Annotated in this window: 21 protein-coding genes; 17 read left to right on the top strand and 4 right to left on the bottom strand. The window is 38.9% G+C overall.

All coding sequences use genetic code 11. The annotated features are described in order from the left end of the window. Positions 1–79 precede the first annotated feature (79 nt). Positions 80–1,315 (bottom strand): aminopeptidase, encoded by a 1,236-nt coding sequence (locus ACOEN1_RS11105; protein ID WP_422486972.1) that lies wholly within the window; start codon positions 1,313–1,315, stop codon positions 80–82. Between the two features lie 177 nt (positions 1,316–1,492). Between ACOEN1_RS11105 and cobT the strand changes: the two genes are divergently transcribed. Together cobT and ACOEN1_RS11095 are read left to right on the top strand one after the other, a co-directional pair. Beyond that, positions 1,493–2,566 (top strand): nicotinate-nucleotide--dimethylbenzimidazole phosphoribosyltransferase, encoded by a 1,074-nt coding sequence (gene cobT, locus ACOEN1_RS11100; RefSeq protein WP_422486971.1) that lies wholly within the window; start codon positions 1,493–1,495, stop codon positions 2,564–2,566. Between the two features lie 86 nt (positions 2,567–2,652). Next, complete coding sequence (locus ACOEN1_RS11095) at positions 2,653–3,840, top strand: PLP-dependent aminotransferase family protein (RefSeq protein WP_422486970.1); 1,188 nt, start codon at positions 2,653–2,655, stop codon at positions 3,838–3,840. A 39-nt stretch (positions 3,841–3,879) separates the two neighbouring features. Here the strand turns inward: ACOEN1_RS11095 and ACOEN1_RS11090 are convergent, their stop codons facing one another. Then, a complete protein-coding gene (locus ACOEN1_RS11090; RefSeq protein WP_422486969.1) occupies positions 3,880–5,571 on the bottom strand; it encodes a sigma-54 interaction domain-containing protein in 1,692 nt (563 codons plus the stop codon). A gap of 422 nt (positions 5,572–5,993) precedes the next feature. Here ACOEN1_RS11090 and ACOEN1_RS11085 point away from each other — a divergent pair, with 422 nt between their 5' ends. From ACOEN1_RS11085 to ACOEN1_RS11015, 15 genes are all read left to right on the top strand, one after another. Then, a complete protein-coding gene (locus tag ACOEN1_RS11085) occupies positions 5,994–7,103 on the top strand; it encodes a pyridoxal phosphate-dependent aminotransferase (protein WP_422486968.1) in 1,110 nt (369 codons plus the stop codon). Between the two features lie 13 nt (positions 7,104–7,116). Further along, entirely contained in the window at positions 7,117–8,463 is a 1,347-nt protein-coding gene (locus ACOEN1_RS11080) for an aspartate aminotransferase family protein (protein ID WP_422486967.1), read from the top strand. Positions 8,464–8,482: 19 nt separating this feature from the next. Continuing rightward, positions 8,483–9,607, top strand: coding sequence for a hypothetical protein (locus ACOEN1_RS11075; RefSeq protein ID WP_422486966.1), 1,125 nt, complete (start codon positions 8,483–8,485; stop codon positions 9,605–9,607). A gap of 111 nt (positions 9,608–9,718) precedes the next feature. Next, complete coding sequence (locus tag ACOEN1_RS11070) at positions 9,719–10,318, top strand: hypothetical protein (protein ID WP_422486965.1); 600 nt, start codon at positions 9,719–9,721, stop codon at positions 10,316–10,318. A gap of 32 nt (positions 10,319–10,350) precedes the next feature. Further along, positions 10,351–11,178, top strand: coding sequence for a DUF6920 family protein (locus ACOEN1_RS11065; RefSeq protein ID WP_422486974.1), 828 nt, complete (start codon positions 10,351–10,353; stop codon positions 11,176–11,178). A 90-nt stretch (positions 11,179–11,268) separates the two neighbouring features. Beyond that, positions 11,269–11,463 carry a hypothetical protein gene (locus tag ACOEN1_RS11060; RefSeq protein ID WP_422486964.1) on the top strand — a complete coding sequence of 65 codons (195 nt, stop codon included), beginning with the start codon at positions 11,269–11,271 and terminating at the stop codon, positions 11,461–11,463. Between the two features lie 106 nt (positions 11,464–11,569). Beyond that, complete coding sequence (locus ACOEN1_RS11055) at positions 11,570–12,964, top strand: sigma-54 interaction domain-containing protein (protein WP_422486963.1); 1,395 nt, start codon at positions 11,570–11,572, stop codon at positions 12,962–12,964. Between the two features lie 232 nt (positions 12,965–13,196). After that, the gene (locus ACOEN1_RS11050; protein ID WP_422486962.1) at positions 13,197–13,838 is read left to right on the top strand and encodes a cyclodeaminase/cyclohydrolase family protein; all 642 of its coding nucleotides are present in this window, start codon (positions 13,197–13,199) and stop codon (positions 13,836–13,838) included. Between the two features lie 33 nt (positions 13,839–13,871). Beyond that, positions 13,872–14,795: a glutamate formimidoyltransferase gene (gene ftcD, locus ACOEN1_RS11045; RefSeq protein ID WP_422486961.1), complete on the top strand. Its 924-nt coding sequence runs from the start codon at positions 13,872–13,874 to the stop codon at positions 14,793–14,795. 78 nt (positions 14,796–14,873) lie between these two features. Then, entirely contained in the window at positions 14,874–16,358 is a 1,485-nt protein-coding gene (locus ACOEN1_RS11040; protein ID WP_422486973.1) for a YjiH family protein, read from the top strand. A gap of 138 nt (positions 16,359–16,496) precedes the next feature. Next, a complete protein-coding gene (locus ACOEN1_RS11035; RefSeq protein ID WP_422486960.1) occupies positions 16,497–17,477 on the top strand; it encodes a PstS family phosphate ABC transporter substrate-binding protein in 981 nt (326 codons plus the stop codon). Between the two features lie 78 nt (positions 17,478–17,555). Continuing rightward, complete coding sequence (gene pstC / locus ACOEN1_RS11030; RefSeq protein ID WP_422486959.1) at positions 17,556–18,476, top strand: phosphate ABC transporter permease subunit PstC; 921 nt, start codon at positions 17,556–17,558, stop codon at positions 18,474–18,476. 50 nt (positions 18,477–18,526) lie between these two features. After that, positions 18,527–19,432: a phosphate ABC transporter permease PstA gene (gene pstA, locus ACOEN1_RS11025; protein WP_422486958.1), complete on the top strand. Its 906-nt coding sequence runs from the start codon at positions 18,527–18,529 to the stop codon at positions 19,430–19,432. 15 nt (positions 19,433–19,447) lie between these two features. Further along, a complete protein-coding gene (gene pstB / locus ACOEN1_RS11020) occupies positions 19,448–20,227 on the top strand; it encodes a phosphate ABC transporter ATP-binding protein PstB (protein WP_422486957.1) in 780 nt (259 codons plus the stop codon). Between the two features lie 219 nt (positions 20,228–20,446). Next, positions 20,447–23,548: an HD domain-containing phosphohydrolase gene (locus ACOEN1_RS11015; protein ID WP_422486956.1), complete on the top strand. Its 3,102-nt coding sequence runs from the start codon at positions 20,447–20,449 to the stop codon at positions 23,546–23,548. A gap of 59 nt (positions 23,549–23,607) precedes the next feature. On the opposite strand, the gene ACOEN1_RS11010 is transcribed toward ACOEN1_RS11015, so the two are convergent. Continuing rightward, positions 23,608–24,153: an isochorismatase family protein gene (locus ACOEN1_RS11010; protein ID WP_422486955.1), complete on the bottom strand. Its 546-nt coding sequence runs from the start codon at positions 24,151–24,153 to the stop codon at positions 23,608–23,610. A 13-nt stretch (positions 24,154–24,166) separates the two neighbouring features. Beyond that, on the bottom strand, positions 24,167–25,297 hold the full coding sequence (locus tag ACOEN1_RS11005; protein ID WP_422486954.1) for a DUF362 domain-containing protein: 1,131 nt from the start codon (positions 25,295–25,297) through the stop codon (positions 24,167–24,169). Positions 25,298–25,496 lie beyond the last annotated feature (199 nt).

The raw sequence follows: 25,496 nt of genomic DNA, 5'->3' as shown, positions 1-25,496 counted from the left end.
GCGCCGTATACGGAACCGTACGTACGGTGCTGTGAGAGGTCGGTAGATGAAATAATCATCTACCTCCTACTCGATTGCACTAGATCGTCCATTCTCCATCTTTGAAAATCTGGATCTTTTCTCCTGATTCTGTAATCCCTGTTATGTCCAGGTCACTTGTTCCTATCATAAAGTCCACATGGGTAAGTGAATTGTTTACACCATGCTCTGTCAGCTCATCGTCTGACATATCCGGACCATTTTTTATTGTTGTAGGATAGGCCTTACCGAAGGCAAAATGACAACTGGCATTTTCATCGAATAATGAATTAAGAAAAAGTATCCCCGCCTTTTCAATTGGGGAGCTAAAAGGAACAAGTGCAACTTCACCTAGTCTCTTGGCACCTTCATCCATTTCTAATAATTCAGTAAGGAACTCTATGCCTTTTTCAGCATTATATTCCACTACTTCCCCATTTTTAAAGACCAGCTTGAAGTTATCTATGGTATTTCCACTTCTGTTTAGAGGCTTTGAACTGTAAACCACCCCGTCCACTCCGTCCTTGTGAGGTAATGTAAAGACCTCTTCAGTTGGGATGTTGGCTACAAAGTAGTCTCCCTTTGCATTGTCTCCTCCTCCGCCCATCCATATATGTCCATTTGGAAGTTTTACATGGAGGTCAGTTCCATTTGAAGCCTTGTAATGAAGGGACTGGAAGTTCATGCTGTTCATGTAATCCACTCTTTTTGTAAGAGAATCAAGATGTTCATCCCATGCTGCAAGAGGGTCTTCCATGTTCATTCTTGTTGCCTCAAAAATAGCTTCCCAAAGCTTTTTCACAGCATCTTCTTCGGGAATTTCAGGGAATAATCTCTTGGCCCATCCAGTGGTTGGAATAGAAACCACACACCAAGAATTAAGGTCGTTCATGGTATATTTCATATTCTCCTTGTTGGCAATTGCAGCTGCCTTGTTGAAGGCGGCAATTTTCTTTGAGTCGACCCCTTGCAGAAGCTGGGGGTCGTTTGCTGATATGGATATGAATGCAGCACCCTTTTCAGCGTAGTACTTTTCTGAATCAGCCTTCCACTTTGGGTACTCCTCGAATACTTCCATTGGTGCATTATCATACTTAAGTCTTGTCAGAGTGTCATCTGACCAGTTAATATGTACATCGCTTGAACCTGATAAATATGCTTCCTCGGCAAGCATCCTTACAAAGTCAGCACCTTCTATGGGTGCCTTTACTACAAGTGGTTCGCCTTTTTGAATATTTACACCAAAATTTATTATAAGCCTGGCATAATCTCTTTTTCTTTCTTCAATACTCTTCATTAAATCACCCCGATTTATTTGTATAATTCCAGTTTATAGGATATAGGGGGTAATGTAAACATTTCTGATGATAATTGCTTAAATTGATAAATTTATTTATCAGAAAACAGAGCAATACATGGATTTCTTGTTATAATGGATGTATCGTCTTATATAAATAAGAAAGAGGTGTACATATTGAGTCTTTTTAAAGAAACACTTGAGAAAATAGAATCTCCTGACAAGGAAGCAATGGCAAGGACCAGGGAGAAATGGGATGGATTGGTTAAGCCCATAGGAAGCCTGGGTTTTATGGAGGAAATGACAATAAAGCTATCCGGAATTACTGGCAAGACTGTGAATAAGATTGACAGGAAGGCAATAGTTGTAATGTGCAGTGACAATGGAGTTATGGAAGAGGGTGTAAGTGCTGCTCCACAAGTATTTACAAGACTCCTGGCTGAAAGTATGGTTAAGGGAATAACCGGAGTTGCAACCATGGCTAAATATGCAGGTGCTGACATTGTTACAGTTGATATTGGAATGAATGGAGAAATTAAAACTCCCGGAATTGTGGACAAAAAAATTGCAAATGGCACCAAAAATCTCGCAGTCGAAAGTGCCATGACATATCTGGAAGCGATCCAGGCAATAGAAGTGGGAATTGAGATTGGGGATAACCTTTTTTCAGAGGGCTACGATATTCTTGGAACAGGTGAGCTTGGAATGGGCAATACAACTACTTCCGCTGCAATGCTAAGCGTCTTGGGCGATCTTGATGTGGCAATAACCTGTGGCAAGGGAGCGGGTATTACTGAATCTCAATATCTACACAAAATGAATGTAATAAAGAGGGGAATTGACTTAAACAATCCTGATCCAGGTGATCCTGTTGATGTACTTTCAAAAGTGGGAGGCTTTGATATCGGTGGAATGTGTGGACTTTTTCTATCCGCTGCCAAAAACAGAAAGCCTATTGTAATGGATGGATTCATTTCATCTGCTGCAGCTCTTTGTGCAATAAAGCTTGACCCAAATGTAAGGGATTATATCATTCCATCCCATTTATCCCAGGAACCGGGCTCTGCTGCAATGATGGAAGTATTGGGCTTATCGCCCATGCTAACCATGAAAATGAGGTTAGGAGAGGGTTCTGGATGCCCGCTGGCATTCCAGGTTCTTGAAATGGCACTTTATACTCTTGAAAATATGGGTACATTCGAGGAAGCATCAATAAACAGCGAAGTTCTTGTTGATATGAGAGAAGATTAAATTGTTTTAGATGCATATAAGAATGATGCATATCATTCAAATCATGAAAGAAAGAAGTGATTACAATGGTAAAGTTTTCTAAAAGAATGGATAACATGAAGGAATCTGCAGCTGTAATAAGGGGACTTTTCGGGGCAATGACAAATCCTGGAATGATTTCTTTTGGAGGAGGCGCTCTGGCAAGGGAATCACTGCCTGTAGATATTTTAAGGGAAATATCCCATGATATATTAAGTAAGGAAACAAGAGGTTTTGAAGCATTGTCCTACGGGCCAGTCGAAGGTGTCAAGGATCTGAGAGAAGTTGTAGTAAGTGAACTTCTTAATCCCAAGGGGGTGGAGGCTGATCCTGATGAGATAATGATCCTGACCGGCGGTCTTGAAGCGATGAATCTTATGTGCCAGATATTTATTGATCCGGGTGATGTAATACTTGTTGAGTCACCGACATTTGTACACAGTGTGGAGATATTTGACATGTTCCAGGCAAAGTGCATTTCGGTTGAAATGGATGATGATGGGATGGATGTTGAGGACCTTGAAGAAAAGATAAAGATGTACAATCCAAAGATGGTTTATGTTATACCTACTTTCCAAAATCCAACTGGCAGAACACTTTCCCTTGAAAGAAGAAAAAAGGTTGCTGAACTTGGAAGCGAATATGATGTAATCATTCTTGAAGATGACCCTTACAGAGATATTAGATACAGCGGAGAAGAACTCTCACCTATAAAGACATTTGACAAGACAGGTCATACTGTACTGGCTAACAGCTTTTCAAAAATCTTCTCTCCAGGCAGTCGACTTGGATACATCTTGGCTGATAAATATATAATTGATAAGATTTATGATGCAAAATCAGCGACAAATTCCCATACTGCGATGCTTCCTCAGATACTCTGTGCGGAGTTTTTCAAAAGAGGTCATTACAAGGAGCACCAAAAGATGCTTTGTGAAATTCACAGGGAAAGACGAGACGCCATGATGAAGGCACTCCAAAAGCATTTTCCTGAAGGCACAAAATGGACGTATCCAGATGGTGGGTTGTTTACCTGGGTTGAACTTCCAGGAGGAATCAATACCACGGAGCTTCTAAAGGAATCCATCAGTGATCCTAGTGTTAAGGTTGCTTATGTCGCAGGAGAAGGATTCTTTACAGATGGCGGTGGAAAGGGAAGAAATTCCATGAGACTTAGTTTCAGCGCGGTACCTCCAGAGAAAATCAATGAAGGAATTGAAAAACTTGGGAATCTTATTAAGTCAAAACTAGAATAAAAACAATCCAGCTACTATCAGAGTAGCTGGATTGTTTATTCACTCATCCATGGGTCTTAGTTTTCTATATATTGTATTTCTAGAGATACCCAGTTGCTCTGCGGTCTTTTTCTTGTTTCCATCATTTTCTTTTAAGGTATTCAAGATAAGTTCGGTTGTAATTGCGGATAAGTTTTTATTTGGGCTAGTATAGTATAGGCTTGAATCATCGGTCATCAGGCCAGCACGCAATAGGTTTTCCTTTGTTACATATTCTCCATCGCAGTAAAATAGAGACAAGGATATTATATTCTCAAGCTCCCTAATGTTCCCCGGCCAGTCATAGGAAAGAACTAGATTGGTAGCTTCCTCATCTAGCCCATTGACTCCTTTTAAGGTATCATTGGAAAACTTGTGTATAAAATAATTACATAGTAAAAGCACATCATTACCCCTGTCCTTTAAAGGAGGTAATGGTAGAAACAAAACTTTCAATCTGTAGTATAAGTCTTCTCTAAAGGATTCCTTATGAATCATGTCCTCAAGATTTCTATTTGTAGCAGTTATGATTCGTACATCAATATCCACTTTTTTATTGCTTCCTATTCTACTTAAACTTTTTGTTTCTATTATCCGAAGCAATTTTGCCTGCAGATGCATATGCAATTCTCCAATCTCATCCAGGAAAATAGTGCCACCATCGGCAAGTTCGAATTTTCCGATTTTTCCTCCCTTTTTAGCTCCTGTAAAAGCACCTTCATCATATCCAAACAATTCACTTTCAAACAAATCCCTGGGATAGCTCGCACAGTTTATGGCAACAAAAGGACCTTCTTTTCTGGAGCTGTGATTATGAATAGCCTGAGCCATAAGCTCTTTGCCTGTCCCGCTGCCACCTATTATAAGGACGTTTTTGTCACTTCTTGAAAACCTCTTTGCAATATCGATTGTATCCTTTAGTTTCTTGCTTTTCCCTATGAAATCATTAAAATCATAACTTGCATGATGACCCATAAGATCTGATGCGACTTTTAATGAACGAGTCTTCTTTCTGTAAATATCTATGGCCCCAATCAATGAATTATCTTTAAATACCGGGTAAGCGGAATTCATAAGATTAACTGAATGGTTTGGAAGCTCTATAAGATATTCAACATCTAAAACAGCCTTTTTTGACTTAACAGCTTTAACAAGTATGGAGTTTGAAACAAAGGTCTTCAAATCTTGATTAAGAAAGTCTTGCTTTTCAGAATCCAGCATACTGCAGGCAGACTTATTTATGTATGTAAGAAATCCATTTTCATCACACGCAGATATTCCCTCATCCACTGAATCAAGGCAATCCAGGAGGTAGGTATACTTCCTCATTAAATCTATATGCTTTTCAAATATGGTTGATATCGAATTTTTTGTTTTTCTAAGGATTTCATCAAGTTTGACAGAATTATTGCTAGATGATGAAGCAACAAGTCCGTAGGAGGAAAATTCACCTTCATCAAAAAGCTTGATTCTGGAATTATAGTCAGCTTGAGGGCTCTTAAAAAGAGACTTAAGCTTATCTCCTGGAAAGGATTCATCTGTAGATGAATATCCCGAAAGAATTTTACCGTCTCTTAAAAGCAATAATGAAATATCTTCATAAAGAATCATTCCAGTAATAACCTCAAAAAGGTCAATAATTAATTTCTCTTCAGATTCAAGGCCATCTTGAAACAATAGCATGGTTGCTGAATTCTTATCTTGGTATGCCATAAAGTGTACCACCTCTCTCACAGGGTTACATGTCCCAAAAAGTTACACAAATTACAAAAAATAACATTATGTTTAGTTCCCTCTACATGTTGAAAACTCAGAGATAAATTGCAAGTATGTAATAACTAAAAATATGCAAACGTTGTTAACTGAGCATAAAAGAATAGAAGGATAGTCATCATGTTACAAATTGGTACATTTGTTATTGATTATATCCCTGAAAAACAATATTTGCAACAAGAAAAGAAGAAACAAAAATATTGATTATTTTTCTGAAAAACCTGTAAAGGTTTATATTCCAACATATAGAGTTTTGTTTCAAGAAATGATTCAGAATAATTTTGGTGAAATGACATACTTGGCCCGATTATTGCAAATATTATATTGATGTGATTATAAAGAAAGGAGGTGAAGGCATTTTGGTGGAATTTAGAAAGTGTATTACAAACCTTGACAAGTCCAGCTATGCTCAGGAGAAGAGCACTCCGCTTGATACTAGAGGGTTTATGGATTGCTCAAATGGGATTAATCCATTTGGTATGTCGCAGCAAGTTCATAATGCATTTCTTGAATTTGACATAGCTGAACTGAACACATATCCAAAGCCTGCCATCAGCCTAAAAAGGGTCATAAAGGAATATTGGGATGATGTTTCTGAAGTTGATGAGAGACAGATTATTCTTGGAGATGGATCAATTGAACTTATATATAAAATTAATAAATTATTTATTGACGATTCATCTAGTGTCATGGGTTACTCGCCTCAGTTCTCTGATTTTGTTGACGATGTAAAAGCCAATGGTGGAAGATATGAAAGTTACATCCTGAATGGCTCCAATAACTTTAAAATGAATCCTGAAGTATTCATCGATATGATGAGTAATGATCATTCATTGTTTTATATCGACAATCCCAACAATCCAACAGGTCAGGTCATCCATATTGATGATTTGGAGAGAATTGTGAAGCATGCTTCTGAGCTAGGGAGACCAATTGTAATAGACGAAGCATACGGTGATTTCATAAGCAAAAGCAACTCGGCAATAACACTAATGAATAAATATGAAAACCTGATAGTAATAAGATCCCTGTCAAAGGGATTGGGACTGGCTGGTTTAAGAGCGGGATATATGGTTACATCAAAAGAAGTTTCACATCAATACAACAAGGTCTCTAATCCTTATGAAATGAATAGCATTGCAAGGCATATTGCGGAAGCAGCTTTAAAAGATTGTCAGTTCATGAAAGATTGTTCAAAAAAAATTATTGCGCTCAAGAAAAGATTTACTGAATCATTAGAAGAACTCGTTGTAGTCCAGACCGACAAGTCAGTGCCTATTATGACTTTAATGCATCCTGACAAGAGTGTGGACCTTGAGAAACTTTTGATGAAGCATGAAATCATTTCTGTATCTTGCAGAGGTTTTGTAGGATTGGGACAGAACTTTGTAAGGCTTATGATTCATGCTGATGTGGATGACTTGATTGATAGGTTTAGAAGAATTGAAAACGAAGTAAAGTACACATGTTAAGGGAGAGCTAAAAGTGATATATGACAAATGTATTGAGATTGTTGATAGAGATTCAAAGGTATATTCTGACTTCGCTAGGATACCATATTATCCACTGGCAATAAAGAAAGGAAGAGGAGCCACAATTGAAGATATGGATGGCAACCAGTTCATTGATATGCTCTCAAGTGCAGCATCGTTGAACACTGGACACAGCCACCCAAGGATAACTCGGGCAATCACGGATCAACTGGAAAACTTCATAAGCTATACAGCAGCATATACATATTCAGAACCTTTAGTGGCACTAGGTGAAAAGCTATGTAGCATCACTCCAGGAGAATTTGAGAAGAGAGTTGTTTATGGACTATCAGGCTCAGATGCAAATGATGGAATGATCAAGATGGTCAGGGCATATACGGGAAGGAGTAAAATTATTTCATTCGTGGGTTCATACCATGGTTCAACTTTAGGGGCATTGTCATTATCAGCTATCAGTTTAAACATGAGGCGAAAAATTGGACCGCTGCTGCCAGACATTTCCCATATCAAGTATCCAAATTGCTATAGATGTTCCTATGAAAAGCAGAGCGAATCCTGCAATCTGGAATGCATGAATGATTTCAAGGAATCATTGGCGACATATATGCCGCCTGAGGAAATAGCTGCAGTTGTTATGGAACCAATTGCAGGTGATGCTGGATTGATTGTTCCACCAGAAAAATATGTAAAGGAACTTCACAGGATTTGCAAAGAAAACGGCATTCTTTTTGTAAGCGAGGAAATACAGCAGGGTTTTGGAAGAACAGGGAAATGGTTTAGCATTGAGCATTTCGACATTGAACCGGATATTATTGTTATGGGTAAATCAATGGCTTCAGGTGTTCCATTAAGTGCTATTGTTGCCAGAAAGGAGATAACTGAAGCACTTGGTCCTCCGGCTCACCTTTTCACAATGAGTGGAAATGCCCTATCATGTGCAGCTTCAATTGAAACTATTGAGATCATTCAAGATGAAGACTTGATTGAAAAGTCAAAGGAACTGGGTGAGTATGTAAAGGAAAGATTTACGGAAATGATGCAGAAATATGAATTAATTGGAGATGTAAGAGGCAAGGGATTGTCAATCGGAGTGGATCTTGTAAAGGACAGAACAACAAAAATCGGCAACAAGGAAGCGGCTGCCAAGATATGTTACAGATGTTGGGAAAAGGGCGTAATTGTAATCTTTCTAGCTTCAGGTGTTTTGAGAATTCAGCCTCCTCTGGTAATAACTAGAGAAGAGCTTGATCAGGCTCTTAAGATAATTGAGGAATCGATAGTGGAATACATAAATGGTGATATTCCCGACTCAGTACTTGATATAGCAAAAGGCTGGTAGAATAAAAGGAGGAGTTATGATGAATTTTGTTAAGAGTGACACATTTAAGAAGTATTTCATACCAGGAATAATTTTTCAGTCAGTAGTAATTGCCGGAGGTTATGGAACTGGAAGAGAGATAGTGGAATTTTTCCTTAGCTTCGGAACGGTTGGAGGTCTGATTGCAATGCTTGCAATATCAGGCGTCATTTGGGGAGTTGTCTGTGCAGCAACATTTGAATTTGCAAGGGTATTTAAGGCTTACGACTATAGAACATTCTTTAAGAAGCTTCTTGGCAAAGCATGGTGGGTATATGAAATATGTTATGTTGTCTTGCTATTGATAGTATTGGCTGTAATAGCATCATCAGCAGGAAGCATTTTAAATGAAATGTTCGGCATCAATTACTACATAGGGGTTGTAGCGATGATGATTGGTGTAGGGATCCTTGTATTGAAAGGAACGGATGCAATAGAAAAGTTCTTGTCATACTGGACATTTCTCTTGTACACAGTTTACATAGTATTTCTTGTAATGCTGTTTAGCAAGTTTGGAGGAGCTATTACGGATGGAATAGCAACCGGAACCATGGAATCGGGATGGGCATTGGGAGGTTTCAAATATGCATTCTATAACCTGGGTATAATTCCAGCGGTGCTTTTTTCTGTTAAACATGTTGAAACTAGAAAGGAAGCAATTGGAGCAGGACTTATGGCAGGCTTGATTGGAATAACACCAGCTGTGCTTCTCTTCGTCGCCATGGCTGGATTCTATCCGGATATATTAACAGCAGCCGTCCCCACTGTGTATATTTTAAGTGCATTGGCTTCACCTATCCTTATGATAGTATTCCAAGTAACCTTATTCGGTACACTTATTGAAACGGGCACAGGATTTATATACGCTGTAACGGAGAGGATAACTTCTGTATATGATGAAAAAGAGAAGAAGATGGAAGGATGGATAATTCCTGGAGTTACAGTCGGATTGCTTGCCCTGGGAGTTTTTATAGCACAATTTGGACTGATAGGATTGATTGCTCAAGGTTATGGTACAATAACCTGGGGCTTCCTGATATTCTATGTAATACCAATACTTACCATTGGTATATATAAGATCATTAATGCATCTTCAGAAAAATTAGAGGCTGAAGTTGCAGAATAGCAAAAAAAGGATTTGCAGGAGACTGCAAATCCTTTTTTTGCGTCCATATCTGCACAAATAATCTTCAATAAGGTATACTATTGATATAAAGATACAAAGGAGGAGAGTAGGATGAACCAGCTTATGAGATTTCTAGCAATGATGCTTGTTGTTGTTTTAATATTTCTAGGATCTTCAATTCTAGGAGACAATACATCCTACCAAGGAACGGTAGCAATTCCTTTACAGAGAAATCTTTATTCAACAAACAAAGTCAACTACAAAACAGAAGATGGCGAGGTAAACTTAAGCATTAAAGCTGAGTATGATATAAGAGGTTTTGTAAAAGGCAAGAGAAAATACTCGGATTATTCTTCCCAGGTTTCAGACTATGATATCATTCTTGTATGGGGAGATTTGAACAAGGAGGAGTATGATCAATTTGTAAATTATTCTCAGAGTGGTAGATGGTATTATTACACTTATGAGACAGGTAGGATTGATCAGAGTTTTATTGCAAAAAACTCTGCCAATGTGCATCTTATTCCCGAGAATGATGAAGTAAAAAGAGAGATCAAGAAAATTGACAAGAATGATTACATAAGAATAGAGGGATATCTAGTGGATGTTCATTTTGATAGTGGCGACTGGAAGACCAGCATGACTAGAGGAGACACAGGGAACGGAGCTTGTGAGATAATATTCGTTAAGGAGCTTCATATAGTTGATTAGGGAAAAATAAAGGTGGTGTAACTTTGGATTTAATGCTATATATTGTGGGTATAATGCTGTTGATTTTCCTTTTGATTACAAAAGTGCCTGGTGTTTTCCATAAACGAAAAACCAAGAAGGAAATCAGACAGCTTAAAGATATGCAGAATACATCAAGAGTAGGAACGATTCAGGAGAAGGACATTGCGCACCTTCCTTTTGTAGTAAAAAAATGGTTGATAAAATCGAATGTGGTTGGAAGCCAGTGGAAAAGGACTGCCCATATCAAGCAAAAAGGGCAAATGAGACTGGATCCTGAATCCGACAAATGGATATTTGTTTCATCTACCCAGATAGTAGGCATGATTGAACCATCCTTCGTTTGGCAGGTAAAGGCAGAGAAAATGCCCTTTATTTATGTCTATGGTTCAGACAGCTATGTTGACGGAGTTGGTTCGATCCAGAGGAGACTGTTGAACATTGTCAAGCTTGCAGACGAAAAAAACGGACCTAAAACAAACCAGTCTTCATTTCAGAGATATCTTTTGGAGCTTCCCTGGTATCCCCAGGCAGCTTTGAATAAGAACATGAAGTGGAAACAGATCGACAAAAGGACTGTCAGAGTCGTCATGAACCATAGGGGAGTACCTGGCGAGGCATACCTTCATTTTGACGAAGAAGGAGATGTCGTCTACGCAAGCGCCATGAGATTCAAAGGAGCGGATGAAAAAGCACAAATGATTGAATGTATTGGTGAATCACGTGAAATCAATGTAATGGATGGAATTAGAATGCCAATTTCAATTGATGTAACCTGGAGACTTCCTAAAAAACTGTACACATGGTTAAAGATTCAGATTGTAAAACTTGACTACAGATAAGTCTAAGAGGAAGTGATTTGTCGACGAAACGATGGGTATTACATCAGATAGGAAGATTAATAAATCTTAAGAATCGAGAGGAAGGATACTATGAGATTTGGAACAAAGATAAGAATCCTTACAGCGATACTTGTGCTGATAAGATCAATGATGAATATGACAAGAGGCCTTAGAAAAACTTCACCTGTATTGATTGCTACAATATCAGCAGTAGCTACTTTTACCGCATTTGTTGTAACACCAAAAGTATGTAAGGAAGTTAGGTCGAGAAGAGTACTTAGCTAGGATTTGGAAGGATTGCCGGTGGATATTGTCACCGGTGATTTTTTAGTGAAATCAGTTTATTACAATGTTACATGCAGACAGCCAATAAAAATATCGGGGTGATATAATGAACAGATTCGACTTTCTAAACACAGATGCCATGCGAAATATTCTTGATTCAGTAAATGTTGGGATTCATATTGTGGACAAGGATGGAGTAACAATATGTTACAACAGTACCTGTGAGGAAATTGAAGGAATCAGCAGCGATTGGATAATTGGTACCAATATGATGGAGTTGGTTAGTGATGGTGTTTATTCCGAGTCGGTTGCACTTCAATCAATTCAGACAGGAAGAACTGTAAAAAGAAGTCAAAGGGTAAACAATAAATATATTTATTCAACTGGGGTCCCCATATTTGTAGAGGATGAACTGGAAATGGTCGTTGTCAGTGTTATGGACATGACCAAAATTGAAGACTTAAGATTCCAATACAATGAGCTTAGGGATATTAATCAAAGGATACAGAGCGAATTGACCATGCTTAATTCGATTGGAAGTGAGGGAGATATAATGGTCTCAAAAAGCAAGGTGATGGAAGATATAAAACACCTTGCTCTAAGGGTCGCAAAAGTTGATTCGACAATTCTTATTGAAGGAGAATCAGGAGTAGGAAAAGGAGTACTTAGCAAATTCATACACGACCACAGCAACAGAAAAGAAGGTTCATTTATAAAGGTTGACTGCTCAGCATTACATGAGAGTTTGATAGAGTCAGAGCTTTTTGGATATGAAGAAGGGGCATTTACAGGAGCGAGAAAAGAAGGAAAAGTCGGGCTGATTCAACTTTCGCATGAAGGGACTCTTTTTCTGGATGAAATAGGTGAACTGCCTCTGAATCTTCAGGTTAAGCTGCTGAATGTTATTCAACACAAGGTATTTCAGAAGGTGGGAGGAACCGAGAAAATTGGTATCAACACAAGAATAATTGCTGCAACGAATAGAAATCTTGAGCGGATGGTTGACGAAGGCGGATTCAGGAGTGACTTGTACTACAGACTTAAAGTAGTCCCAATAACCCTACCTTCCTTAAGAGATAGGAAGGATGACATTGTACCCTTGGCAAGGTTCTTTCTGGATAAGCATAACAGGGAATATGATTTCAACAAGTCATTCTCACCTCGTGCCTACAAAGCCTTGGTAAACTATTCGTGGCCTGGTAATATCAGAGAATTGGAGAACGAGGTTGAAAGACTTGTAGTTACATCAGAAGATGATGTAATTACTGAAGATGATCTGGTCGGTTCAGGAATTTGCAGCCTGGGAAATATCATCACAGACGAATCAAGAAGCTTTAAGGAGAATGTAATGGAGTATGAAAAGATACTTCTTGAAAGATATCTCCAGACTTCGATTGATATTAACCAATTAAGTCAGAAGACAGGACTTGAAGAAAGTACTTTAAGAAAGAAAGCAAAAAGAATTGGAGTGCAGCTTAAGCTTTCAGGAAAAAATTCCTGATACTCAGGAATTAATTCTTGCACCCTTAAAGCTTGATCTGCAGATGGTTTAAAGCATATTTACAAAATGGACAGAGGAAATAATTCCTCTCAAGTCCGGTTTTTGTCCTTGATGATTGGGATAGAACCGGGCTTTTTATTTTGGCACGGGTCTTGCAGTAGTATAATGACGGAAAAAGTAATTTGGAAAATGAAAGCGTTTACTAATATTGATTCAGAAGGAGGTTGTTTGATTGTACATTGAAAAAAGTCTGATGCAATATGCACTTGATACAAGAAGCAGTGATCCTACACCAGGAGGAGGAAGTGTATCTGCATATGTTGCTACCCTGGGATCCGCTTTAACTTCAATGGTAGGTGGACTGACATTCGGAAAGAAAAGCTTCCAGGATGTAGCAGAAGAAACCAGAGTAGAAATGAAGAAAAATGCAGAAGAACTAGAAAATCTTTTTAATGAGCTGGCAGGAATTGTTGATGAAGATACGACGGCTTTTGACAAGGTAATGGCAGCATTTAAACTTCCCAAGGATACTGAGGAAGAGAAGACTATAAGGTCCCTAGCTATTCAGGAGGGTTACAAGGAAGCACTGGAAGTACCATTGAAATGTGCTGAAAAATGCTACAGGGTTATGGAGATTCAAGGAGTATTTGCAGAGAATGGAAATGTAAATGCCATAACAGATATAGGTGTGGGTATTCTCTTGGCTTACTCAGGTCTTGAAGGAGCACTCTTAAATGTAACCATAAACCTTGGAAGCATAAAGGATGAGGATTACCGAAAAGAGGTTTCAAGTAAAGTTTCCATACTGTTATCATCAGCCAAGAACCTTAAGGAAAAAGGATTGGAAATAGTTTACAAGAGACTTGAAGGTTAAGAGGAGCTATAATAGAAAGGTGAGGAGATTATTATGGATAAAAAGTATATATTGGCAGTACCAAATTTTAGTGATGGAAGAAGAGAAGAAGTAATTGAAGCAGTTGCAGGTACTATCAATGGAAGAGAGGGAGTCAAACTTGTTTCATGTGAACCTGAGCATGACTTCAACAGGACGGTTCTTACAATAATAGGTGAGCCTGAACCTCTAAAGGAAGCTCTGCTGGATATGGCTGCCAAGTCCTATGAATTGATTGATATGAACGAGCAGAAGGGAACTCATCCGAGAATTGGTGCACAGGATACAATTCCTTTGTTCCCATTGGCAAATATTGAACTTGATGAAGTAAAGGAGCTTGCTGAGGAAATTGGAAATGAACTTTTCCAAAATCATAAAGTGCCAATATACTTTTCAGGTGAGAATGCAAAGACTGCAGAAAAAAAGGGAATTTCATTTATAAGAAAAGGTCAATACGAGGGTTTGAAAGAGCTTCTTGAAAACTCAGAGCATCCTGATCATGAAGCAAGAAAGCCTGATCTATCTAATGATGGAAAACTTAGTTCAAAGAGTGGAGCTACGATAGTATCAGCCGATATGGAAGGTCTTACTGCCTATAATGTGTTCCTTGCAACAGAGGATGTTAGCATAGCAAAGCAGATTGCAAAGGCTGTGAGAGGACCAAGTGGTGGATATTCAACAATAAGAGCTGTAGGAATTAAGTTCCCTGAAAGAGATGGAGTAGTTGTGTCAATGAATCTTTTTGACTGCTCAGCGACTCCGATGTATAGAGCGTTTGAACTCGTTAAACTGGAAGCGCAGAAGTATGGAGTGGCTGTTACTGGTTCAGAACTGGTTGGCCCTGTAAAACTTGACTATCTGTTAAACAACCTGAATCACTATCTTGGACTTCAGGGACTAAGAAAAGAGCAAATTCTTGAGCATCACTTAATGTACTAAACAAATTACAGGTTAGAGGAGTTGCCAGTAAAGTCCAACTCCCAACCCTTGGAATAAATAGGAGAAAGGGTGAAAAACATGGAAAACGTTTCGAAAATAAACTTAAGTAAAGAAAAAAACTACGACCTTGACAAACTGGATTTGAACGAGCCGAAGACACTTGACACACTCGAACTAGATCGAGCTGACTGGATAAAGGCATTCGTAAAATTTATGATTGTAACAGCTATTGCAATTTTCGTATTCTTTGTACCCGTAAACGGTAGCGTACCCTTTGGGATAATTTATGGGAAAGCAATTTCAATAGTTGAGTCATTGGTTGTTATTAATGGACAGGCTGTCGGTGCCCTATTACTTACAACAATAATACTTATGGGAACAGGAGTAACAAGTATAATAGGAAAGTTCTTTTCAAAAAAAGGCAGTAAGCTATACAATTACTACAAGGCAGATTCAATAATACACCCAGTTCTATACATGGCTGGAGGAATATTTATACTTCTTTACTTTCTAAATAAAATTGGAGTATATGCAGCGCCGGAAATGATAGTTGGAGCATCAACTGGAGAAATGGTAATACCAGGAGTTGTAATAGGGGTAGCATTTATCATTCCGGTTGGAGCATTTTTCATACCTTTCCTGACAGACTATGGTTGTATTGACTTCTTTGGAATACTTCTTGAGCCAATAATGAGACCACTATTCAAGGTTCCTGGGAAGAGTGCAATCGATGCCAGTGCATCATTTGTAGGTTCAACTACAATGGGAATAATAATAACGGGAAGAATGTACAACGGAAGTGTTTACACTGCCAAGGAATCTGCGGTAGTTGCCACCTGTTTCTCTGCAGTATCAGTAGGTTATGCACACCTGGTAATGAAGACCGCTGGAATAAGCGAATATTTTGTCGTAACCTACTTTGTTTCATTCTTTCTTGCTTTTGTCATGGCTGCAATAATAAGCAGAATTCCACCAATCAGCAAAAAAGAGAATGTATTTGCAAATGGAAGAGAGCAGACAAAGGAAGAAAGAACAGAAGGCAGAAGAAAGTTTGGTCCTGAGCTTGTAACCATCGGAGTAAACAGAGCTACAATGAGAGCACACACATCAGGAGCAATGCCAAGAAGAATTGTCAAAAGTGTTGTAGATGCATTCCCTGTACTTCCCAAGGTTATTACACTTCTTTGTTCAATCGGTATTCTAGGGATGATTGTTGCAAAGTATACTCCTGTATTTGATATTATCGGCTATGCATTCTTTCCTTTAACATCACTTCTTGGAGTACCTGATGCAATGGTTGCAGCTGCTGCAATCCCAACTGGGATTACAGAGATGTTTATTCCTGTACTTACAATTGCAGACCAGGTAGCAGAGCTGCATATAAAAACCAGATTTTTTGTAACGGTTGTATCAATGCTGCAGATAATATTCCTCGCTGAATCAGTGGTTGTTATAATGAATACAGGGCTTCCTGTAAAGTTCAGGGAACTGATGATTGTATTCATTCAGAGAACCATAATAGCAATGCCACTTGCAGCAATATTTATGCATCTTTTATTCTAAAAAACCATTTGCACCGGATTTTTTCCGGTGCTTTTTCGATTTTACATACTCTTAACATTCACATTATATATCCTTAATGTACTCCTGTTATTCTATGTATGAAGATAAAACAGAACATAATCTAAGGAGGCAATTACATTGAGAAATTCGAAAAAGTTTATTGTATTGGCATTTGTATTGATAATGACATTTACACTTACGGCTTGCGGAGGTGGAGGAGAAACTCCAGCAGATGGAAGTGAATTAGAGGGTGCAGTAATAGTTGACGGATCCGGTACGGTTTATCCACTGATGGCTCATATTGCAGAAGAGTATATGACTAACGAAGAATCAGGTGTAAGTGTACAGGTTGGTAGAGCTGGTTCAAGTGCAGGATTCAAGAAATTCATCCCTGGCGAAACAGATTTCTCAGATTCATCCAGAAAGATAAAGGATGAGGAGATTACTCAACTTGAGGAAAATGGATTGATGTTTGGCGAAGATGTAATGGAAATAAAGCTTGCCTATGATGGATTGACAATGGTAATAAACAGTAGCAACGACTGGGCAACTGAAATGACAGATGAAGAGATTGTGAACATGTATCTGTCTGGAACATATAGCGATGATGATGTAGTTCTTTGGTCAGATATCAGACCTGAGTGGCCAGCAGAAGAAGTAAACTTCTACGGACCAAATGAGAATCATGGAACATTCGAGTTCTTCTATGAATCAATTCTTGATGAGCAGGACATGGTAAAAACAGCAAACCTGCAACAAGAGTACTCAACATTGGTTGACTTGGTTGCGAATGACGAGTATGCAATTGCATTCTTTGGATATGGATACTATGCAAGTAACACTGATAAGCTACAGGCAGTAAATATTGATTTCGGTAAGGGACCTGTCGGACCTGCACTGGAGACAATTGGTGAAGACCTTCCATACGCAGGATTCACAAGGCTGGTATACACCTACCTGAATCTTGACCATGCAGAGGCAAAACCACAGGTTCTTGATTTTGCAATGTATGTAGTATCACCAGAGGGTGCAGCTAGACTTGCCGGTGAGAATGGATTTGCTCCACTTCCATCAGAAGTTTACTCAGAATACTATCAACAACTTGAAGCACTGAAATAGTAAATTGATTGAGACTGTGAGAGGTAATCACCTCTCACGGTCATTCATCTGGATTTAGATAAATCAGGGGAGATAAGCATGGAAAAAAACAGTATAAGAGAAATTATCCAGAATAATATAAGAAATAAGAATCACTTCTCAGACAAGATCATGCCCAAGATCTTTTTAATTATGGCTTCAATATCCGTAATTACTACCTTTGGCATTGTATATACATTGATATTTGATTCAATCAAGTTCTTTTCACAGGTACCAATAAGAGAGGTCTTTTCCACAAATCTAAGTCCTTTGTCGAAGGATCCCTCTTTTGGTTTCCTCCCCCTTTTAAACGGGACATTGTTAACCACAATAATTGCAATGCTTGTAGCCGTTCCTGTTGGAATGGCAGCTGCAATCTATTTAAGCCAGTTTGCATCGGCTAAGCTAAGAAAGATTCTGAAACCTATACTTGAAGTATTAGCGGGAATACCGACCATAGTATACGGCTTTTTCGCATATTCATTTGTTACCCCCCTTTTGATGAACCTGATTCCTTCTTTGGGGGCAAAAAATGTTCTCAGCCCTGGAATCGTAATGGGGATAATGATAATACCAATGGTTGCATCCCTATCAGAGGATGCGATGAATGCGGTACCTACAATTATGAAGGATGGGGCATTGGGTCTTGGGTCAACAAAGCTTGAAACTACCCTGAAGGTCATAATACCCGCATCGATATCAGGAATAGTTGCATCAATTGTATTGGCAATATCCAGAGCCATTGGTGAAACGATGATTGTTACCATAGCAAGTGGAAGCTCCAAAAATTTTACCTTTGACATAACTCAGTCCATGCAGACGATGACCGCATATATTGTAGAATTTACTAGCGGAGACGCCGGCAGTGGGACAGTGGGTTACTATAGTCTGTATGCAGTTGGATTAATCCTCTTCGTATTTACATTGGGTATGAATCTTATTGCACAGTATATTTCAAGGAAGTACAGGGAGGAGTATTGATGAATTCTAAGGACAAGAAGGATTCCATACTTGAAAAGGATGTGGATTAAATGAATGAGAATATAAAAGGGCCTGAGGAAAAAAGGGTCACTTTCAATAAAAATAGAATATCATGGAGAATAGGACTTAATAATTTTGCCAAGCACCTGTTTTCGCTGTCAACAGTTTTTGCCGTTCTAGTGCTTGGGATACTTCTTTATCAGATTATTGTAAACAGTATTGGATGGCTGGACTGGCAGTTTCTGACAAGCAACCTTTCAATATTTCCTGAGAAAGCGGGAATAAAGGGTGCAATTATTGGTACTCTTTATCTAATGATGATTGTTATACCGGTGACGCTGATTTTAGGTGTTTCCACTGCCATTTATCTTGAAGAATACGCAACCGAGGGAAGAATTCAAAGGATTATTAAGGTGAATATTTCAAACCTTGCCAGTGTTCCATCGGTTATATTTGGACTTTTGGGACTTACTGTATTCTCAAGGATGCTAAGCCTAGGATCAAGCATCATGGCAGGAGGATTAACAATGTCGCTCCTGGTTCTGCCCATCGTGGTGGTGGCTTCGCAGGAGGCTCTCCGAGCAGTACCCGGTTTCCTTAGGGAAGCATCATATGGAATGGGTGCAGACAAGTGGACCACTATATGGAGAGTTGTATTGCCAGTTTCAATACCAGGGATTTTAACGGGGGCAATACTTGCAATCTCAAGGGCGATAGGCGAGACAGCACCTTTGGTAGTGCTTGGGATTCCAACCTTGATAATGAAAATACCTACAGGTGTCATGGATGACTTTACTGTTATGCCAATACAGATTTATTACTGGACCCTTGATACGGTATTGACACCAGAGTATGCCTATCTTGCATCAGCGACAATTGTTGTGCTACTGTTGACATTGTTTATTTTGAACTCAGTGGCTATTATAATAAGGAATAAGTTCCAGAAAACATTCTAAATGGGGGAAAAGACTGTGAGAAGTACAAATGAAGATTCAAATAAGTATGTATATGATGTTAGAGGACTTAATCTCTGGTATGGAGATAACCAAGCCCTTATAGATATAAACATGGGCATTGAAGAGAATGAAATTACTGCCATAATCGGACCATCCGGTTGTGGAAAGTCTACTTTTGTAAAAACACTTAACCGTATGATTGAAAGCATACCCATTGTCAGAACTGAGGGGGAAATCCTATATCATGGCCATGATATTTTCGGATCACATATGATGGTGGAGGAGCTTAGGACAAGAGTTGGAATGGTATTTCAAAAGCCTAACCCTTTTCCAAAGTCCATTTTTGAGAATGTGGTTTACGGTCCAAAAATTCATGGAGTCAAGGACAAAAAAACCCTTATGGAAATTGCGGAGCAAAGTCTAAGAGGAGCAGCTTTATGGGATGAGGTAAAGGACAGAATGTCTGAAAATGCATATAGTTTGTCAGGCGGGCAGCAGCAGAGATTATGTATTGCAAGGACAATGGCAGTAAGCCCTGAAGTTATACTGATGGATGAACCGACATCTGCCCTTGACCCTGTTGCAACAATGAGGATTGAGGAATTGATGGAGGATTTGAAGAAGGAATATACGGTTATTATTGTTACTCATAATATGCAGCAGGCTGCAAGGATATCTGATAAGACAGCATTCTTTCTTAGTGGAGAGCTGATTGAGTTTGACAAGACAAATAAAATATTCAGTAATCCTCATGACAAGAGAACAGAGGATTATATTACAGGTAGATTTGGTTAGAATTATCCATTATGAACATGAACAATATGTTGCGAGAATAACTGTTGGCTGATTATAGCGGACAGTTTTTTTGTGCAGAATTTTCAGATACAGTAGCCTTTAGTCGTTGTACATATTTTTACTAAGTGCTATAATTAAATTTATGTATAAATATTAAATTTTACACATTCCCATACATTTTTCATATCACTTTTACTAACATATAGTGAGGAGCCACCCATGGAACGATCACTCAGGAAATTCATTGATTCAATTTCAATAAAAACTACAATAATAGTTTTGTTTATACTGAGTGTTACACTTACGGTAGGCGCCATCGGTTATGCAACCTATACGAAGTGGAACAATTCAAATGAACAGGTTATAAATAGACTTGCCGATAATCTAAATCATGATATAGTCAATCAGATGGAGGATTATTTTCATATTCCCGAGCAAGTGATTCAGATGAATATAGGAATGATTGAAAATGGACTCGTTGATTTGGATGATCCTGATTCAAGAAATTTGTTCTTCTTGAATACCATTAACACCCAGGATGATATTGTTTACAGCTTCAGTTATGGCTCAGAAGCAGGAGAGTATTACGGCGCAAGGAGTAATGGATCAGGTGATGTTGAATTAATGGTCAACAACAATGAAACTGGAGGAAATTCCTGGTACTATTCTGCAAATGAAGATGGTACGGTTGGAGAATTCTCAAGGGATGCAGGAGCATTTGATCCTCGTACAAGAGCCTGGTACAAAACAGCCACTAGTCAGGCGGGATTTTCCTTCTCACCTGCATATAAGCATTTTTTCATGAATGACCTTTCAATATCAGCGGCAGCACCAGTAATGAATAATACCGGCAATATTGATGGAGTTTTAGGTGTACACCTTCTACTATCAGGATTAAATTGGGCATTGAGTGATATTACTGAGTCTGCTGATTCCTATGCAATGATCGTTGAGAGGGAAACTGGATTTGTAGTGGCCAATTCAATGGGCGATGAAAACTATATTATTAACTCGGATGGCAATTTTGACAGAATCAACATTGCTGATACAGAGAACAGAGTTGCGCTAAAGACATACGAAGAGTATTTAGATGGCAATCCCGGACTTGTTGAAGGTGAAAGAGGACAGGAAACATTATTCAGCAAAGCTACTGAGTTTAACCTTCCAGGAATTGATTGGATTGTTTTAACAGCAGTACCAGAAAGCCTATTGGGAACTACAGTTGACGATTCATTAAGGGATAGTTTGTTAGTCGGGTCTTTGGGACTCTTGTTTTCAATTCTAATGTTTATGATTATAATAAGAAACCTTTTTGATCCAATGGAGGATATCCTAGAGGCTAACAAGAGCTTTTCAGAAGGGGACCTGACTAGAAGAGTCAATATTCATAGACAAGATGAGGTTGGCAGGCTAGGCGAGTCATACAATGACATGGCAGATAGAATTTTTTCACTGGTACACAATCTTGAGGATGAAGTCCGGACAAGAACAGAAGAAATAAGAGATGCAAATAATGAACTTGAAGAAAACAAAGACAAGCTTCAGCTTATTCTGAATTCAGCAGCCGAGGGGATTTATGGCATAGACCTGGAAGGGAATTGTACATTCATAAATAGAAATGCATTGAACATGCTGGGGTATGACAGTCATGATGAGTTGCTTGGCAAAAACATGCATGATATGATTCACCACAGCTCAAGAGATGGTTTTCCAACTAGCTTAGAGCAATGCTCCATAGTGGAAGGCATGAGAAGTGGCAAGGGTACTCAAGTTGACAACGAGGTATTCTGGACAAGGGACAACAGGAGTTTTGCTGTCGAGTACTTCAGTTATCCACAGAAAGTTGAGGGAAGGACCGTTGGTGGAGTCATTACATTTATGGATATAACTGATCGAAAGAAGCTTCAACAGGAGTTATATAGAGAAAAAGAGCAATTCAGGACAACTTTGTTGTCAGTAGGGGATGGAGTAATTTCAACTGATTCAAGAGGCAGAATCGAATTGATGAACCCAATTGCGGAAAATCTTACAGGATGGACCCATGATGAAGCAAAGGGATTGAAATTTGAAAAGGTATTCCATATCATAGATGATTTCACTGGAGAACTTTGTGACAACCCTGTGGAAAGAGTTCTTGAAAGTGCAGAGATAATTGAGCTTCTTGACAATACCACCCTGATAGGAAAGAACGGGTCAAAAATATCCATTGAGGACAGTGCTGCCCCAATCAGAGGTGAGGATGGACTTATAAAAGGCGTTGTTGTTGTATTCAGGGACTTTACAGACAAGAGGGAAAAATTGAAGGAAATCGAGTATCTCAGTTATCACGACTATTTGACTGGACTCTACAATAGAAGGTATATGGAGGATTCAATAAAGAGATTGGATACTCAAAGAAATCTACCATTTACTGTTATGACAATTGATGTCAACGGACTCAAGCTTACAAATGACGCTTTTGGTCACAAGATGGGTGATAAACTACTTACAAGTGTTGCAGAGGTTCTGAGGACAGCTTGCAGGGAGGATGACATAATTGGAAGAATGGGCGGTGACGAGTTTATGGTTATTCTTCCCAAGACTAGTGAAATACAGGCGGATAGAGTAAAGAGCAGAATAGAGGTTGCAGCAAAAAGCATAAGACTGGACTCTGTGATCGTTTCTCTTGCGATTGGTTTTTCAACTAAGAGCACATCTGATGTCGAAATTAGTTCTGTTATGACAATGGCAGACAACAATATGTACAAGGACAAATTGAAGTACGGCAAGCTAATGAGAAGTCAGACTATTGAAATAGTACTCAAGAATATCAATCTGAAGTATGACAAGGAGCAGATCCATACGGAAAGGGTTTCACAGTACTGCGTTGCAATAGCAAGAGAAATGGGATTTTCAGAAAATGAGGTAGAGCAAATAAAGACCGCAGCTATTCTCCATGATATCGGAAAGATAATGGTGCCTCCGGAAATATTGAATAAACCGGGAAGACTTACTGAGATTGAATTTGAAACTATCAGGAAGCATCCCGAAACAGGATATCAGATACTAAAGTCAGTGGATGAATATTCAAATTTGGCACGACAGGTACTATACCATCACGAAAGGATTGATGGGAATGGATATCCTGAAGGACTTGCCGGAAATGAGATTCCACTAGAATCACGAATTATTTGCGTTGCTGATGCATATGAAGCAATGACAGCAAGCAGACCTTATCAGTCATCAAGGACAAAGGAGGATGCAGTTGCAGAGCTTATAAGATGCTCGGGAACTCAGTTTGATTCAGAAATCGTGAAAATATTTGTTGAAAGGGTTCTCTAATAAGAGACAAGAAAAAGAATATGCAATGAAATGAAAAGAGCTGATCCAATGGGTCAGCTCTATTTTACAAGTTTTGAAACAATTTTGAAATCAGGTGTACCTGCTGTCTTGATCAGATCAAAGAGTACAGTCTCGGTATTGGTTATCACAGCGCCCATTTCCTGCATCATATCCAGGGCATTTCTGTAGTTTTCATAGGTTCTTGAGCCTACACCATCCGTAATGACAAAAACATTGTATTTACCTTCTAGAAGATCCCGGACAGTTTGGAATACACAAACATGTGTCTCCATTCCAGTTACCAGGATATTCTTCTTTCCACTTGAGAAGATATTATCCCTTACTTCGTCGTTGTAAGCAGAAAACATAACCTTTTCATGGGGACTTGCAGCAATCAACTCAGCAAGCTCAGGAAGTGTCTTTCCAAGGCCTTTTGGGTATTGCTCAGTGTGAATAACCTTCATTTGAAGTTCCTTCATTGCAGTCAGTAGGATTCTGTTCTTGTCTACAATTTGATCTCCGTTGTGAATTGCAGGTGCAAGTCTTTCCTGAATGTCAATCATCAACAAAAGTGTATTTTCTCTGTCTAGGGTATAATTTTTCATTACAAGCTCCTTTCTATTTTCCAAACACCATTCTGTGAATAGGGTGCCTTTTTACTTTGATTGCTTTTTCAGGACACAACTCGTGACAACAGAAACATCTGATGCAGTCAGTTGTGTCGATGACAGCCTTGTGGTTCCTCATTGAAATAACCTTTGGTGGACAATTTGCTGCACAAACTCCACAGCCTACACAAATCTTGTTTATAACTTCAGGATATGGCCTTATACTCTCCAGTAGAAAATCCTTAACAAACTCTGGAATTCTACCTGAGACAAAATTCACATGAGTTGATCCCGGAAGTTTGAAAGGCTCAATCTGAAGATCATTAATATTCAAACCATATAATACAATTTTTTCAGGATTCAGCAAACCACGGTCAAGGGCATGCCTATTTACTGGTGAGGCTAGAAGTCCTGTGATTCCTGTTGCTACATAATCCAGTTCATATGGGTTTTCTCCTGCCAGAAGAAGACCCAACTCTCTTATATCACCACTGGATGGACCATCACCTTCCATTGCCTGGATTCCATCAATAACTGAAAATAAAGGCCTAACATAGTCGCATACATCAATAAGCATATTTGCGAAATTATCCACATCGTTCATTTTGAGATGATAATCGGCCTTGGTTACTCCAGGAATCATCCCGAAAAGATTCTTAACTGCCCCAGTGTATGTCATCATTGTATGAGTTTTTAGTTTTGCACAGGATACGACATAATCCACTTCAGTAAAGGCCTTTACAAGCTTTAGATTGTTGATTACTTTGGCTTTAGGAGGCTTTACTTCGACTATCGATGTATCGTAATTCAGACTGCAGCCTGTTCTCTCGGCAACTGCAGATATCCCTGATGCATCGTAGACCGATTTCAGCATAACCGGATTGAATGGTCCTCCGGGGCTGTCGCCAACTACTACAGAGTGACCCTTTGACTGAAGGAATCTCACTACACCTTCCACGACATATGGATGAGTTGTTACACCATCTTCAGGTTTGTTCTTTTTGAGAAGATTTGTCTTTACAAGAAAGCTACTATGCTTAATGTTTTTCAGAACATCCAGCTCAGATAGCAGTTTATCTACATCAGTCAATACTTTTTCATAATTGTATTCCTCAGCCTTGAGTATTCCAACCTGCCCCATCTGAAAACCTCCCTTTAATTGTATATTATACAGGATAAAATAAAAAATATTAGTATTTTTTTGAAAAAAACACTTAATCAATTGGAAGTCGAAGGTGATTATAGGGTAGAATAGAAGAAGGAGGTGTGCGCCAGTTCGGTGACAGATATTTAGCTGGTGGGAATCCAGCCTGGTAAGACCTAGCAAGTCGCCAGTACCG

This window comes from Gudongella sp. DL1XJH-153, from assembly GCF_049310905.1.
In the GTDB taxonomy this organism is placed as follows: domain Bacteria; phylum Bacillota; class Clostridia; order Tissierellales; family Tissierellaceae; genus Gudongella.
The sequence above is the reverse complement of the archived record's forward strand: the minus strand, read 5'-3'. Positions and strand labels throughout refer to the sequence as shown.